At 37.4% G+C, this 14,068-nt stretch carries 17 protein-coding genes and 1 pseudogene; 1 reads left to right on the forward strand and 17 read right to left on the reverse strand.

From position 1 onward, the window contains the following. Nucleotides 1-25: 25 nt before the first annotated feature. Nucleotides 26-1,000, reverse strand: a complete 975-nt coding sequence (locus Len3610_RS09425; protein WP_255259855.1) for a protein kinase family protein — start codon at nucleotides 998-1,000, stop codon at nucleotides 26-28. An 81-nt stretch (nucleotides 1,001-1,081) separates the two neighbouring features. Here Len3610_RS09425 and Len3610_RS09430 point away from each other — a divergent pair, with 81 nt between their 5' ends. Continuing rightward, entirely contained in the window at nucleotides 1,082-1,594 is a 513-nt protein-coding gene (locus Len3610_RS09430) for a phosphatidylglycerophosphatase A family protein (protein WP_176447724.1), read from the forward strand. 30 nt (nucleotides 1,595-1,624) lie between these two features. Here Len3610_RS09430 and Len3610_RS09435 read toward each other — a convergent pair whose 3' ends face one another. The 16 genes and pseudogenes from Len3610_RS09435 to Len3610_RS09510 all read right to left on the reverse strand — a co-directional run bounded on the left by Len3610_RS09435 (nucleotide 1,625) and on the right by Len3610_RS09510 (nucleotide 14,057). Then, complete coding sequence (locus Len3610_RS09435; protein ID WP_176447725.1) at nucleotides 1,625-2,395, reverse strand: TIGR01457 family HAD-type hydrolase; 771 nt, start codon at nucleotides 2,393-2,395, stop codon at nucleotides 1,625-1,627. Between the two features lie 80 nt (nucleotides 2,396-2,475). Continuing rightward, nucleotides 2,476-2,913, reverse strand: a complete 438-nt coding sequence (locus tag Len3610_RS09440; RefSeq protein WP_176447726.1) for a DUF86 domain-containing protein — start codon at nucleotides 2,911-2,913, stop codon at nucleotides 2,476-2,478. A 298-nt stretch (nucleotides 2,914-3,211) separates the two neighbouring features. After that, nucleotides 3,212-3,919 (reverse strand): OmpA family protein, encoded by a 708-nt coding sequence (locus tag Len3610_RS09445; protein ID WP_176447727.1) that lies wholly within the window; start codon nucleotides 3,917-3,919, stop codon nucleotides 3,212-3,214. Nucleotides 3,920-3,973: 54 nt separating this feature from the next. Next, the gene (locus Len3610_RS09450; RefSeq protein ID WP_176447728.1) at nucleotides 3,974-4,645 is read right to left on the reverse strand and encodes a hypothetical protein; all 672 of its coding nucleotides are present in this window, start codon (nucleotides 4,643-4,645) and stop codon (nucleotides 3,974-3,976) included. Between the two features lie 648 nt (nucleotides 4,646-5,293). Continuing rightward, the gene (locus Len3610_RS09455) at nucleotides 5,294-6,112 is read right to left on the reverse strand and encodes a hypothetical protein (RefSeq protein ID WP_176447729.1); all 819 of its coding nucleotides are present in this window, start codon (nucleotides 6,110-6,112) and stop codon (nucleotides 5,294-5,296) included. 337 nt (nucleotides 6,113-6,449) lie between these two features. Next, nucleotides 6,450-6,797, reverse strand: coding sequence for a DUF4176 domain-containing protein (locus Len3610_RS09460; RefSeq protein WP_176447730.1), 348 nt, complete (start codon nucleotides 6,795-6,797; stop codon nucleotides 6,450-6,452). A 158-nt stretch (nucleotides 6,798-6,955) separates the two neighbouring features. Then, a complete protein-coding gene (locus Len3610_RS09465; protein ID WP_303700383.1) occupies nucleotides 6,956-7,426 on the reverse strand; it encodes a DUF443 family protein in 471 nt (156 codons plus the stop codon). A gap of 801 nt (nucleotides 7,427-8,227) precedes the next feature. Further along, entirely contained in the window at nucleotides 8,228-8,551 is a 324-nt protein-coding gene (locus Len3610_RS09470) for a hypothetical protein (protein WP_176447732.1), read from the reverse strand. Between the two features lie 186 nt (nucleotides 8,552-8,737). Then, entirely contained in the window at nucleotides 8,738-8,941 is a 204-nt protein-coding gene (locus tag Len3610_RS09475; RefSeq protein WP_176447733.1) for a hypothetical protein, read from the reverse strand. Beyond that, entirely contained in the window at nucleotides 8,916-9,176 is a 261-nt protein-coding gene (locus Len3610_RS09480) for a T7SS effector LXG polymorphic toxin (RefSeq protein ID WP_176447734.1), read from the reverse strand. Before Len3610_RS09480 ends, Len3610_RS09475 begins: the two co-directional genes overlap by 26 nt. 722 nt (nucleotides 9,177-9,898) lie before the next feature. Next, nucleotides 9,899-10,245, reverse strand: a pseudogene (locus Len3610_RS09485) (DUF4176 domain-containing protein). 84 nt (nucleotides 10,246-10,329) lie between these two features. Further along, nucleotides 10,330-10,947 carry a DUF443 family protein gene (locus tag Len3610_RS09490; protein ID WP_176447735.1) on the reverse strand — a complete coding sequence of 206 codons (618 nt, stop codon included), beginning with the start codon at nucleotides 10,945-10,947 and terminating at the stop codon, nucleotides 10,330-10,332. A 159-nt stretch (nucleotides 10,948-11,106) separates the two neighbouring features. Next, nucleotides 11,107-11,799 carry a DUF443 family protein gene (locus Len3610_RS09495; protein ID WP_255259856.1) on the reverse strand — a complete coding sequence of 231 codons (693 nt, stop codon included), beginning with the start codon at nucleotides 11,797-11,799 and terminating at the stop codon, nucleotides 11,107-11,109. 30 nt (nucleotides 11,800-11,829) lie between these two features. Beyond that, a complete protein-coding gene (locus Len3610_RS09500; RefSeq protein ID WP_176447736.1) occupies nucleotides 11,830-13,314 on the reverse strand; it encodes a T7SS effector LXG polymorphic toxin in 1,485 nt (494 codons plus the stop codon). Between the two features lie 18 nt (nucleotides 13,315-13,332). Next, a complete protein-coding gene (locus Len3610_RS09505; protein WP_176447737.1) occupies nucleotides 13,333-13,635 on the reverse strand; it encodes a TIGR04197 family type VII secretion effector in 303 nt (100 codons plus the stop codon). 5 nt (nucleotides 13,636-13,640) lie between these two features. After that, nucleotides 13,641-14,057, reverse strand: a complete 417-nt coding sequence (locus tag Len3610_RS09510) for a YwqH-like family protein (RefSeq protein WP_176447738.1) — start codon at nucleotides 14,055-14,057, stop codon at nucleotides 13,641-13,643. Nucleotides 14,058-14,068: the final 11 nt, after the last annotated feature.

Raw genomic sequence — 14,068 nt, forward strand, 5'->3', positions numbered from 1 at the left:
ACTCCAGTCTTAATTAAGTTTCACCTTACAGCCAGTGTAACACAGGAATCTGCAGTTCTTCACAGTTAACACCTGCCGTTTCAAAAAATAAGCCCAGTCTTTTTTCATACACAGGCTGCTTGTAAATCATGGCAGCCAGTTCGGAATGCACCAGTTCATGCCGGTCAGTAAAAAATCCGCGTCCAATAACATCAAATAAATGGATCGGGTACAGCAATCGTGCATATAATAATCGCCAGCTGAAAATCGACAACGGCCTGACTTGTTGGTATTCATCCAAAAAGGACCTGATCTCGTCCATGGGGTTCTCGCTTTCCAACAGTTTATACCGAATATATTCCGCCAAATCACGTGTGGGGTGATCATAGGCAAGGTCTGGCATCCAGAGGTACCGATTATCAAGTTGACCAAAATATCTTCTGAAAACGATTGTACCCTGATCTGCTTCATGAAACCGCGGATCAGACTCGCTTTCCTGCATATATTGAATAGCATTTTCACTTAGACCAATCACATATGGCATGGAATCCATCAATAACCGGTAATAGGCATTGGAATAATTGTCAGCCTCGATTTCTATCCTTTCCTCAAATGCCGTTAATTTGTCAATCCACAATTGCTTCCATTGACCATAGCTTGAAATCGTCTGGGGTTCATATTGATACATCGAACCAGTCATATGAAACGCGGCCAGCCTCTCCCCATGTGTGAATTGTGCGGTAGTGGCGCTATGTTTTACACGCAGTACCATGTGGAAGCTGTCATTATATGTCGTGTACCACTCACCCTGGCTATTCGGCATCGGAATTGTCATTTGGGTGTAGTTATTTTCATATAAATAATAAGCTAGAGCCGCCTGTTCCATATGTATGATTTCCTTCTGTTCTCCAGAAATGGTAAAATAAACATAATTATCGTCCTTAAGACTTTCCAGCCCGTTCCATATTGTTTTTTCCCGGGCCTGGATACCATAATACGTTGCAAGGAACTCCCTCAACATCGTCACTCCTTTATGGGCTTCTGGTTTATTATATGTCCTGTTACGAAATATCTTAACAACTTTTTAGGAAAAGGTGATTTTATGTCTGGCAATACACAGCAAACCAAATTGGAAGTAAAAGCGCGGGAATGGCTGCAGGAGCGTGGTGTTTCCATAAGAGATATTGCAGACCTTGTCTATTATCTGCAAGCAAAATATCATGATGACTTGAGTATGGATATCTGTGAATTTAATGTTAATCAAGTACTTAAAAAGCGTGAAGTGCAGAATGCTATTTTGACCGGTATTCAACTGGATAAGCTTGCTGAAGATAAAAAGCTTGATCAGCCGCTGCAAAAAACAATTGAAATCGATGAAAGCCTGTATGGAATCGATGAAATCGTCGCATTTTCGATTGTTAATGTGTATGGATCAATCGGCTTTACCAATTATGGCTATATCGATAAACAAAAGCCGGGGATTCTGCAACATCTGAATGATAAATCCACAGGGGAATGTCACACATTTCTGGATGATATTGTCGGTGCCATTGCCGCGGCTGCATCAAGCAGGCTTGCCCATGCCGCAGCCGATGACGAATTATTGGATGACTGAAAAAAACTGCTCCAACGAGGGAGCAGTTTTTTAAATGTACTGAAGCCATTCATTTAAATTGTGCACATGATAGGATGGCTTTGTTTCAAGTGTGGGATAAGCGGTGTATGGTGTAACACCGGTAAACACCATCAGCGTATCGATACCGGCATTTATTCCCGCAAGAATATCGGTATGGTAGTTATCACCCACCATCAGCGTTTTCTCTCTATCAGCTCCGATCTGATCCAATGCCTGATCCATAATAATGGTTTCAGGCTTTCCGATAAATATTGGCTGCTTTCCGGTACTGACCGACACCACCGAGGTAAGGGCACCATTACCAGGTTCCAGCCCGCGATCAGTCGGAAGCGCCACATCACCGTTTGTGGAAATAAACGTTGCACCATTGCGGACCTCCCGGCAGGCTTTTGATAATTTTTCATAATTGATATCCCTGTCAATTCCAAATACAACAAAATCACAGCCCGTATCAGTGATTGTAAGTCCTTCCCGTTCCAGTGCATCATGCAAACCTTCTTCACCAATCACAAAACAGCGGGCACTTGCCTTTAGCCGTTTTATATATTTTGCCGTAGCCATGCTTGATGTGAAAACATGTTCAGGCGTGGAAGGGATAGCCATTTGCTCTAACTTCTCGGAAACCTGCAACTGTGTTTTGGATGAATTATTCGTTAAAAATAAGTATGGAATCTCTTTTGAAGCCAAAGAACCAACAAATGCAGCAGCAGATTCAATCGGCTCATTACCCCGATACATGGTTCCATCCAAATCAATTAAATACGCATTGTAACGTTTCATGTGCTTCTGTCACCTTCTTTTGATTGTCCACTTGCCATAACTGTCATGGTATGCATGTAAGGGGCTTTCCCATATACTGCTCAGTCATTGGTAAAAGCATTGGCAACGCCCAGTTCATTGTCCAAATAATTTCGGATATGTGCACTGAATTGATCCAGCGTGTTTTTATGTGTTTGAATCGTATCCGCTAATAGGTGATGATCGACCTGCAAATAATCCTTGACCACCATTTTTCGCAGCTGGACAATCGCCTTGTAATCCACGTCCTCGTTTTCAGGAAGAACGTTTTCATCGATCAATATATCGATAATATCCTCAAAACTTCCCGGATCACGCATGATAAAACCATCAATCATCATGTTGCCGACATCGAGCATGGATTCAATTACGATATGTACAGTCCGTTCAAGATATAATTTATCCGAAAATGCATCAAATGAATGCTTACCCACTTCATCCAGCAATCTGTCCATATATTGTAATGTTTCTTCAATTTGTTTTCGATCAACAAAATACATGTCTAACCCTCCATATAATTCTATATATATCATACCATATTCTTTCAAAAGAGGACGAGGAATTGAAGCAAGGTACAGAAAGATATGCAAATTTTATCGTCATGGGAAGTGCTGTAAATTAATTAACAGGGAAGATGCGTTGTGCAGCTTCCCTGTTTTGGTTAGATTTTAATCCTGTATATAACGAACAATAAACCGCCAAGGAACGGCGGCTAATTGTCCGTAAATGTCTGATTTTTTCAACTAACAATCAGTGGGAAAGCACCCCAACGACAATCAACACTGGAAAACAAATCAGCTATTGATTAAATCCATGAATCGTAATTTCGACACGACGATTTTTCTGTCTCCCGTCTGGATTATCAGAACCATCGCTATTCGTGTTGCTGGCCACAGGGTCTGAAGCACCTTTCCCTTCAGCAGTCATTCGATCTTTTTCCACATCAGCTTTAGCCAATGCATCAAGAACAGCCTCTGCTCTATCTTCAGACAATTTTTGATTATAGCTATCCTCACCTTTACCGTCTGTATGTCCAACAATTGTCACATCTCCATCTGTTTCATCCATAACCTTTGTCAATTGGTCAATGACATCATCGGCATCAGAACGTAATTCATCGGAGTCAAAATCAAACAAAATATTTTCTGGTAAGGTTAACATGGCACCATCCTCAACTCCGACAGCATCAAACTCAGATAATGTTTCCATTATTTCTTTTTCAATATCAGAATCGGAGGAAATATCCATACTGCTAGTCAAAATGATTGAGCCTATAGACATTTTAGAAATAAAAAACTCCGATTTGGGTACATCTGCTTCTTCATTCTCTATGTCATTATCAGATATCATATTATCTTCTTGCTCCTCATTATTTGCAGTGGCATGATCATCTGATAAATTGTTATTCACTTCTTCTTTGTCTTCCGAATTCGAACACGATGAAAACAACACAATACATGCGATAAGTACGAGAACTATCTTAGACTTTGCGAAAATTGTTTCCATTGAACCCCCCCCATTCCAGCCAAATAATTCTTGACTAGAGATAATTGTTTGTTATCACTTAATTTCAATATCTTCAAAAGAAAATTCCAACTTGTTATCCGGATTAAATATTAACGTTAATGATTCGGCATCATCTTGAATTCTTCCCGCAAAACTAACAGTTCCAGTGACTTTTTCGCCGTCCTCAAACTTTATTCTGTCTGAGTCGGAATCAGCAACATACCGATACACATATCCGGTATCATCTTCTAGCGTGATACCACCTAAATTGTCACCTTGAGCCCTTCCTTTACTTGCTAGATATTGGGAATAGCCAGTATGATTCTCAGCATTAAAATCTACTGAAATGTGGTCTTCTTCAAAGGTAATTGTCTCAAGAGTAAAATTGACGCCTTCTGGGTGTTGAACGTGTTCATTCATTTCAAGGGGTTCGGGTAATCCTTGGTTAGCCGATACTTCCTGGTCTTGATTAGACTGATTATCATCGTTAGGATTATTTTCTTCATTGTTCTGTTCATTATCTAGTTCAGAAACATTTTCTTCATTATTTCCGTTACCTTCGTCGTTTTGGATTTCTTCACCATCTGTATCATTGCTAGCTTCTTCAGTTTGAGGTTGCTCTTCATTATTTTGTTCATCATTTTCTTCCCCTGTATTACTACAGGCTACAGCTATAATCATTGTTAAAGTTAATGTGAATAGTAATAGAAAAAAACGTTTATTCATCTGTTATCCTCCTAAAATTTGTATATAGTAAATCTAAAATGTTGTTTAAGCTATCTCATTATTAGAGCATCAGCTCAAAACAACTGTCATAACAGCCATCAAAATAATCATCCGTCCAACAGGTTGCAGGCCGAACCACCCTTCAAAAAATCACCTTATATTAACAAACGGAAAGAATAGTAAATTCAATATCACTAGCGTATGGATTTTGTGCTGCAAAGGAATCAGTAATATTAAAAACATGTGTTACAATAAAACAAACCTATAATACCTTCAATCGTTCCCTGAGATTAAGATCTTTTTTGAACATTAAGTCCTTCTTCAATTAAAGTCGAACGAAGCATTTATTTTTGCTAGATTTTTATAAAAAATATCTTTTTCAAGCTTGATATGTTCTAATAGAGAAAGGGCGCATATACAACTGTTTGCAACGCCGCCAAAAAAGGACTATCATTGGTATAACAATCGGGAATATTTCAAATAATACGGAATCCATATCCATCAGCACATAATAACCATAAACATTTCTGCTTTCTTGATCTAAATAGTCTTATCACCGGCCTGCTAGAAATAACAATAAAACACGCTTCATGTTGTACTCCTCCTCTTTTATAAGTGCTGATTAATTTAAATCAGGGTATCTCAATATTATTCAGGGTGTCTCAGGTTCTTCCTTATTGATGGGTTCCTTTCCGCTAAGTGTTCATAAAAATGCTCTTTTTTAGCTTCTATGTGCTCTTCTTTTGTTAACTTTTCCATGTCACGTTGGTATGTGGCAAATTCATGATCTTTAGGCTGTTCTTTTGAATATTGAGTCAAATATCTCCTGACAGCTATATTTTTATGTTTTTTTACGGCAGGGCTCTTTAATTCTTTTATGTATTTAAATTTCGGTATACATTCATTCATTGCTGTTACCTGTCTAAATTGTAAATAGCTTATTTCCGCGTAATAGTTGACTGCTTCTTCAACATCTCGTTTTGTAAAATTTTCCTCATTTCCATCATGAAACTTTTGATATTTTTGTTCAAAATCGCTATATATTTCGACAATACGTTCCTGCAGGCTTAACATTATATTGGCTCTTTCAAGACAAAAGTTAAAGGTATTTCTGGTGTCTTGAGATAAATGGTCTCCAGGTTCATCTAAAACATTCGAAAAAAATTTTTTTAATAAAGTAAAGTCTTCCGTGCTGGCATTCGAACTTGCCCCGCCATATGTAAAAATCCATGATGTTAATAGTGCATATTCCAACAATACATCAAACGCTTCCAAATACTCATCTCTATAAGCCGTGGAATCTGGAGAAACCACAGCACATTCCGTGATTTGCTTCCATTTAGAATAATTCACAAAAAAATATTCGTGATTATTAATTCGATAAGAGCCAGGGTTAATGTCAAATGTTTCAAGAAATTTTCTATACTTTTTAGCTTCTTGCTTTACTAATCGATCTCTGTATTTCACATGAATACTCCTTTAGCCATTAAAAAATGCAGCCGAGCTTCGTAAGCAATTCACCAGATTTTCTCTTTTATTTATACAAACTATATGATACCAGGTTTTTCCACCATTGAATGTTAATCTTGACAACAGCTGCAGGGTTAATCAAAATTCTTTATGTAATGTTGATGTCTTTTATTTTATGGATGGGAATTTACTGTACCATTTTATCGTGCACTGCTGTTGCAACTTTCTCCAGAATCTAACTAGAAAATTCCAATAATAGATTTGCATTCTACAGTGGAAATGTTATATTAAATAACTTATCCCGTACCACTTTAAGGTGATACGAGATTAATTATCAGGATAAACCTCGATTAGTGTTCGTCGATTCATCCTTATCCAACGGGCCTGTAACCGTTCCCTTTTGTATATTTGATTTATTTTCTTTCATCCAGTCAGTGAAGACCTTTCGAAAGCGTTCTTCATCTTCATCGTTAAAACCTTCAAATACGACTTCATCTATGTTTTCTTCATTAAAATAGAAAACATTATTGGGGTCTAGGCCTTGAGGATAAAAACATCCCGAGTAATCATACAATATTCCTTGACCTTCTGTTTCCTCTGATGGAAGAATAGGCCCTCTGTTCAGAATCATTAACTTACTCGTTCCTTCATTTAAGTATACAATTGATCCAATTGGTAACATAGTTGATTTTTCCTCTCCTCATGTTATGATTTTTAACTTCCATTTTATACTCAAGGTTAAACTACTTTTTTATAGTTTTTAAATCTCACTGTCGCTTACGGCCCTATTAGTATTATACTATTGTCTTTTATGATAACTTGTTTCTGTCGTATTTAACGTTAGCTCGCTTCTTTATCACCTTTAAATTTCACTGTAGTGTTTCCTTCTTTTACCGTCATAAAATTAATAAACGTTACAAATAACAATATAAGCATTGAAAAAAATAATATCAGGACATTGGGCAATTCAATAAATGCCACAAAGCCCAGTACAGAAAATACAAGAAATATTAAAAAGTTACTTAAAACCAGAAAAAAATGTTTGGTTGACTCTGGCCTGATCCATAATTGATATGACGCTAATTGTTCAAGATTGATAACTTCATAGAGATTCTTCTTATTTAAATGGTTTATATAAAAACGTAATGAAAATATGAGTATGACTGCAATCATAACGACGATCAAGTTAGTAAAGGTTGGGCTTTGAATATCAAAGTAATCTGTCAATGGTCTTAAATTAGCTATATAAACGCCACCCACCAATATCCAACAATTCCTATTTATTTTTTTTGTTTTCAGCACTCTTTTTATCGTTTCTGATCATTTATTTAAAACTCGGTTTGGGAACATCCAAATGAAAAAAAAAGGAAAAAAAAGCTTTCAAAAGATTGCCCAAATCCAGAATATAGGTTGATTATATCAATTATTAAATTCTATATCGAATGTTGTTTTTTTTGTACCAGGTACCTTGCAATCCTTCAATTTGTAAATCCCTCATCCATTGAATTATCCCTCTGGGGGGGTCCAATATATCAATTTTTTATGTGCCTCAGCTTCTCACACAAATACGTTAAATTGTCACTAGCAAATGGATTAATATGCATCAAGACCACTGCTCCATGCTTCACCACCAATTACTTAATGATCGCCTGCCCAATCCCAGCCATCACTAATTTCACCTGCCTCCAACTCAAACCACTATTATTTGACCCGCCATCCAATCCATCCCGAGCCTAATTATATTATATCATACATAATTGAAAACCCAATTGTTCGCCACACCGACAGCCCCGACCAACTAGCAAACACCCACTGCTCCCCATAGATGCGAGTGCTGATTTCTGTTGCTAAGCGCGTCACCTATTCCTGTCGCTCCGCATATGTGTAGTTGCTTCTAATGTCTTATCATTATTTGCATGTCATCATACATCCCAATCCCAAAACCTAATCTATAAATCCGCGTCCTACTGCTTTTCCGGCTGTACGAACAAACTATCGCCTTAAAAAAAGGTTTGGCTGCACTGGCGATGATGGTTTAACCATCTGAAAGGATCTAGGTCCGTTTGGGCCCTGTATATTGCGTTAAAATCCTTGAATCATAGCACCTCACATTCAGGTTTCCTTTATGTTGCAGTATACTAGCACCAATTGGACGCCTAAATCCCGAGCAATTTGCGTACGATCATTCAGATAGTCAACGAAACCCTCGGGTACTTCTTCGTTTAATTCTTCTTCACTTAAATTACCTTTTGTTTTATTAAGAACAGATAAAATCTGATAATATCTATCATTATCAATTTCTCCGTTCTGTAAAGACGTATATGCCCTATTCAATATGACCTGTGAAGGTTCGTTCAAGTCCTTTATTGCACTATCCTTGGCCTCTCTGGCTTTTTCAAGTTCCGCTTCCCTCTTGTCTGCGTTATAGCCTTTCAACGCAGGTAATCCCAAAGTCGTGGAGGTACCTTTATAATCAGTAAACCGCGCATCTCCTTTTACAGCCCCGGCATTATTCAGCGTTACCTCAATTTGTGCAGCAAGTCCTCCGTCTGTGAGATCTGCCCCTTTCCTTCACTTGTAAATGAGGCTAATCTTCCTCTAATCTGTTACCGTTTTACAGCATCATCCTATTCCATCAAGGGCAAACGAAACAGGATGGCTGGCACTGCTGATATCTGATACACTGCTGAGAATCTCCCTGACAGATTCCTGCTCCTCGCTTAAACGGTCGTAATCATCATTCACATCCTCTTCTGTTTCATTTAAATGATCACTTTCAATAATTGCGGATTCACTTGAGTCAACACCGATTGATTGACTGTACATGTTTTTTTAAATGATCATCAAGATCTGTAAATAATCCATTGAAAGACGTTAACCGTTTTATGAGATCCTCAAAATATGCCTTTGCCTCATTTGCGGTTTTTGAGGAATGACTCATAGAGCTTAATCTCTCAATACTTTCTTTCACACTTTTCAATTTTGATTTAAATATCTCCGAAGCTGTTTTCAACTCATCTGAAAACTCAATGACTTCCGATATATCCACTTTTTGCCCCATTTACATCCCCCTTCTCAATTAACGTATCGGCTACGGACCATGCGCATGAGTATTTGCTTGTGCAATCCTTTCATCATTTTTCTGCATCTGCTCTCCTGTAGATTCCAGAGTTGCAATATCCGAGTCGAGCAGCGTTTTATACTTTTGCAGCAGTTCAATGGCTTTAATACTGCTTTCAATACTCGCCCGAGGACCTTAATTTCGATACATTCAATCGAAATATGCTCATATTAATACCAAACCGATTTTAATAACTTTAGCTGACAATTGAATTTGTACGTTTTATGTCTATTTCTTTCACTGTACGATGGCTTCGTCTTTAACGCTCTTTGGTGCTTCTATCGTATCCACTTTATTAAAATTGGAATACTCGGAGTTTGTTCGATGTTATTTTTCTCTCTATAAGTCTCCATAGTCATATCGTACGTTTTTAAATTGAAGGTTTCTTTATCAACACATTTTTTGGACCGCTGACATTTACCATTTAATCTGTTAAAATCGTGGAATTGAATTCTTATCCACTGATCCTGAGGCCATAGATTCATATGCAGACTTATCAATAGCACCAATTTCTTACAATTTGTTTGCAGGTAAATTCCAAATTTAATTTGTCCAACACCTGGAATAATCTTCAAAGAAACTGATTTAAAAATGAAGGTTTGCAAACTTATATTATGTATTAAACTATTTACCCGGTTCCACAGGTGATACGAGATTAATTATCAGAATAAACCTCGATTAGTGTTCATCGATTCATCCTTATCCAACGGACCTGTAACCGTTCCCTTTTGTATATTTGCTTTATTTTCTTCTATCCAGTCATCGAAGATCTTCCGAAAGCGCTCTTCATCTGCATCGTTATAACCTTCAAAACAACTTCATCTATATTTTCTTCATTAAAATAAAAAGCATTATTGGGATCCAGGCCTTGAGGATGAAAACATCCTCAGTAATCATACAATATTCCTTGGCCTTATGTTTCCTCAGACGGAAAAATTGGCCCTCTGTTCAAAATCATTAACTTACTCGTAACTTCTTTTAAGTATACAATCGATCCAATTGGTAACATGAATATTCTCCCCCTTAAGTTTTACTTATATCCCTTAGCTTTTAAATTTAACTCACTGCCTTATTATCATTTTTTAATACTACTTTATTGTCTCCTAATGCTACCGTCAATACACAATATCGCCAAAGACAGGCACAACATTCCAGCAAAAAGGATTATTGCGTTCGCTAATTGAATAAACCCACCCCAGCTCAGAATAGTAAATCCTAGGAAAAATAAATAGAAAAATGAAATAAAGGCAAAATGCTTAAATGACTGCGGCCTGACCCATAATCGTTTCTTTGAATATTGTTCAAGATTAACTACTCTAGACAAGCTTTTTTTACTCCTAATATTTAGATAGTAAAATACTGATAGTATAATTAATAAAGTAATCGCTACGATTATTGAATTAACAAGTGGGGTACTTTCAACGTCAAAGTAATTTACCAAAGGCTGTAATAGATTGGCTAAAATCACACCGACAACTCCTGCCAACACACCATCCCATGCTGTTTTAGATTGTTTTACTCCAGGTGTCTTAATTTTTTCTATAATTTCACGGTCTTTCACTTTATAAGCTGTATTCGGCAGAATCCAGTAAAAAAACGGAAATAAAATTTTCCAAAAGGAGCTTCCCATGTCCAAGATATATCTTTCTTCTTCAATAATCAGAATTCTGTACCTTAGGTTTTTATATACTCCTTGCACCTTACAATTCATTAAGTGGTCACACTCCCCTATTCAGGAACTTTATTTTTGGTACCCTGAAAGGTACATAAAACTAGCTGAATGGGTTGATAGCCTGAAGCTTCAGACTTATGAGGTATTTAATCCATCACTAACCTTTTCCTTTCTCAGTTCACACCTTTAAATTCAACTCTAAATCACTGCCTTTTTATCATCTTTAAACCTCACTCTGGTATCGCCCACGATAGTTACAAGATTAATACACAGTAATATTAACAATACAGGAGTTCCCATGAAAAGAACCATTACATCCCCTGTGTAAATAAATCCCGAATAGGCCAAAACAGTAAATCCCAGAAAAAACAAATAGACAAAGAATATGAAGAAAAATTGCTTATATGACTTTGGCCGGATCCATAATCGTTTCTCTGAATATTGTTCAATATCCGCCACTTGATACAGCCTTCTTTTACTCATCTGATTAATGTAGAAAAACAATGATAATACTAATAATAAAACAATCATAACAATTATTGAATTTACAAATGGAGAACTCGGGATATTAAAAACATTTGCCAAAGGCCTTAATAGATTCGCTAAAATTATTGCTACAATTCCTCCTAAGACACTAAGCCACCCTGTATCTGTTTGTTCTACTTCCGGTGTCTTTATAGTTTCTATAATTTCAAGATCATTCACTTTATAAGCGGTATTCGGAAGTATCCAGTAGACAAAAGGAAATAAAATTTTCCAAAATGATCTTCCTCCCATGTCCAGGACATATTTTTCATCATTAACAGTCAGAATTTTATACCTTGGATTTTTATAAACTCCTTGCGCCTTACAATTCATAGTTTCACTCCCAAATTTATGGTTTTGTTCCATCTTATAAGTCCAAGAACTAGCTGAATAGATTTATGAAATCAAACCACTGCTAGTGGCTTCACCTGCCCAATCCAGACCATCGCTAACCTTTTCCGTTGCCCAATCCCAACCTTTACTTATTTGTTGGCCTGCTTTATCTAGCTGTTGACCTGCCCAATCTACGCCATCTTGTATGCCGAGGAAATTATTATCGTATGCCCAATTGAAAGTCCATGTTACACCAGTACCTACAACTACACCGCCTGCTACGGCCCATCCTACTGGGTTAGATACAAGCGCTCCCCCCATTATAATTTTTGCTGTTGCAGCACTCGCTATAAAACCTGCTCCCCCTGAAGCAGCATTCTTTGTAAACGCCTCTCCCACAGTTTTATCGGTGTTTTTATAATCAATGTACGTTCCAACCCCAATGGTTAATGCTGTTAATGAGCCACTTATAGCCTTTCCACCATTATTAAATTTGTTCCCCATATCCTTTAAGTAATTAGAAGTAGGAGAAGGATTATTAGCATTCATAGCTTTAACTAAATCAGCACGTCTTAATGAGTCGTTTCCATAATCCTCCATACTTTGCTTAATGACACCCGCAATGGCATTTCCTTCAAATGTATCCGTAATTCCATCAAAGTTATCCATAACGTAATTAATAAAATTCTCTGATACTTCCTTATCCTGATCCGTTTCATTTTGAAGTTTTTTAAGCTCAGCCAGATGATTATAGTATTCAGTTTCGTCAATTTTACCATTTTTCAATTGGGTATAAGCTTTATTTAATATTTCTTGTGAGGGTTCATTCATATCTTTAATCACTTTGTCCTTGGCTTCTTTGGCTTCAGCGATCATTGCTTCCCGCTTTTCTGTATTATAATCCTTTAAAGCAGCTAAGCCAACAGTTGTGGAATTACCCTTGTAATCAGTAAACCGCGCATCACCTTTTACAGCCCCGGCATTATTCAGCGTTACCTCAATTTGATGCAGCAAGTCCTCCGTCTGTGAGATCAGCCCTTTTCCTTCACTTGTAAATGAGGCTAATTCTCCCTCTAATTCTGTTACCGTTTTAACAGCATCATCCTTATCAGCATCGAGGGTGAACGAAAAAGGCTGGTTGGCACTGCTAATATCAGATACACTGCTGAGGATTTCCCTGACACCATCCTGCTCCTCACTTAAACGATCGTAGTCATCAATTATGTCCCGTTCTGTTTCATTTAAATAATCACTTTCAATAATTGCGGATTCACTTGAGTCAACACGCGATTGAAATGACTGTACATGTTTTTTTAAATGGTCATAAAGATCCGTAAATAATCCATTGAAAGACGTTAAAACTGTTTTATGAAAATCCTCAAAATATGCCTTTGCCTCGTTTGCGGTTTTGCCTGAGAATGAACTCATGGAACTGATGCTCTCAATACTTTCTTCAACACTTTTCAAATTTGATTTAATATCTTCCGAAGCTGTTTTCAACTCATCTGAAAACTCAATGACTTCCGATATATCCACTTTTTGACCCATTTACATCCCCCTTCTCAATTAACGTGTCGGCTGAGGTCCCATTATACCGGAATTTGTTTGTGCGATTCTTTCATCATTTTCCTGCATCTGCTCTCCTGTAGATTCCAGAGTGGCAATATCCGAATCGAGCAGCGTTTTATACTTTTGCAGCAATTCGATGGCTTTAATCGTGTTTTCCAAATCCTTCGTAAATGGCTGAATATTTGTCTTATCAAACGAACGGCTTGTTTTAATACTGCTTTCGATACTACTTGCTGAAGATCTTAAGTTCGATACATTCGATCGAAATACCCCCATATTGATACCAACTTCTCCCGCCAATCATATCACTCCCTTTCTGCTGCTTGACTGATTTGTCTTTCAAGCGAATCAAGTGTATTTTCGAGATTGTTTAACCCCGTTGTATATGTCGCTTTATCTGCCTCATATCGTTTAATGTCCTGATCCATCGCATCTTTGGCATCTTCTGTTTTGGAAACGTAACTTTTCACACTTTCTTCATAGCTGCTGTAGTGTTCTTCAAACTCACTTTCCTCCTCGCCCTTCCATCTTCCCGCATCTATCGTCAAACCAGTAATAGAACCTTTAATTGTTTCCAATTCTGAGATATTTGTTGCCAATTGACTTGAAGCCTGTCGTAATCGCGAAATCTTATCTTCCAAGCTCGAAATCTTGTTTTCCGTGTGAGCCATCCCTCCTAACACCGTTACTTTTTGATCACGCAGCTGCCTGAGTGACGTCATCTAACCCCTCC

This window comes from Lentibacillus sp. CBA3610 (assembly GCF_013373365.1).
Lineage (GTDB): Bacteria > Bacillota > Bacilli > Bacillales > Amphibacillaceae > Lentibacillus.

Coding starts and splice junctions, on each gene's coding strand:
- Len3610_RS09425 (WP_255259855.1), bottom strand. CDS start 1,000: ATGTTGAGGGAGTTCCTTGCAACGTATTATGGTATCCAGGCCCGGGAA.
- Len3610_RS09430 (WP_176447724.1), top strand. CDS start 1,082: ATGTCTGGCAATACACAGCAAACCAAATTGGAAGTAAAAGCGCGGGAA.
- Len3610_RS09435 (WP_176447725.1), bottom strand. CDS start 2,395: ATGAAACGTTACAATGCGTATTTAATTGATTTGGATGGAACCATGTAT.
- Len3610_RS09440 (WP_176447726.1), bottom strand. CDS start 2,913: ATGTATTTTGTTGATCGAAAACAAATTGAAGAAACATTACAATATATG.
- Len3610_RS09445 (WP_176447727.1), bottom strand. CDS start 3,919: ATGGAAACAATTTTCGCAAAGTCTAAGATAGTTCTCGTACTTATCGCA.
- Len3610_RS09450 (WP_176447728.1), bottom strand. CDS start 4,645: ATGAATAAACGTTTTTTTCTATTACTATTCACATTAACTTTAACAATG.
- Len3610_RS09460 (WP_176447730.1), bottom strand. CDS start 6,797: ATGTTACCAATTGGATCAATTGTATACTTAAATGAAGGAACGAGTAAG.
- Len3610_RS09475 (WP_176447733.1), bottom strand. CDS start 8,941: ATGTACAGTCAATCAATCGGTGTTGACTCAAGTGAATCCGCAATTATT.
- Len3610_RS09480 (WP_176447734.1), bottom strand. CDS start 9,176: ATGGGGCAAAAAGTGGATATATCGGAAGTCATTGAGTTTTCAGATGAG.
- Len3610_RS09490 (WP_176447735.1), bottom strand. CDS start 10,947: ATGAATTGTAAGGTGCAAGGAGTATATAAAAACCTAAGGTACAGAATT.
- Len3610_RS09495 (WP_255259856.1), bottom strand. CDS start 11,799: ATGGAACAAAACCATAAATTTGGGAGTGAAACTATGAATTGTAAGGCG.
- Len3610_RS09500 (WP_176447736.1), bottom strand. CDS start 13,314: ATGGGTCAAAAAGTGGATATATCGGAAGTCATTGAGTTTTCAGATGAG.
- Len3610_RS09510 (WP_176447738.1), bottom strand. CDS start 14,057: ATGACGTCACTCAGGCAGCTGCGTGATCAAAAAGTAACGGTGTTAGGA.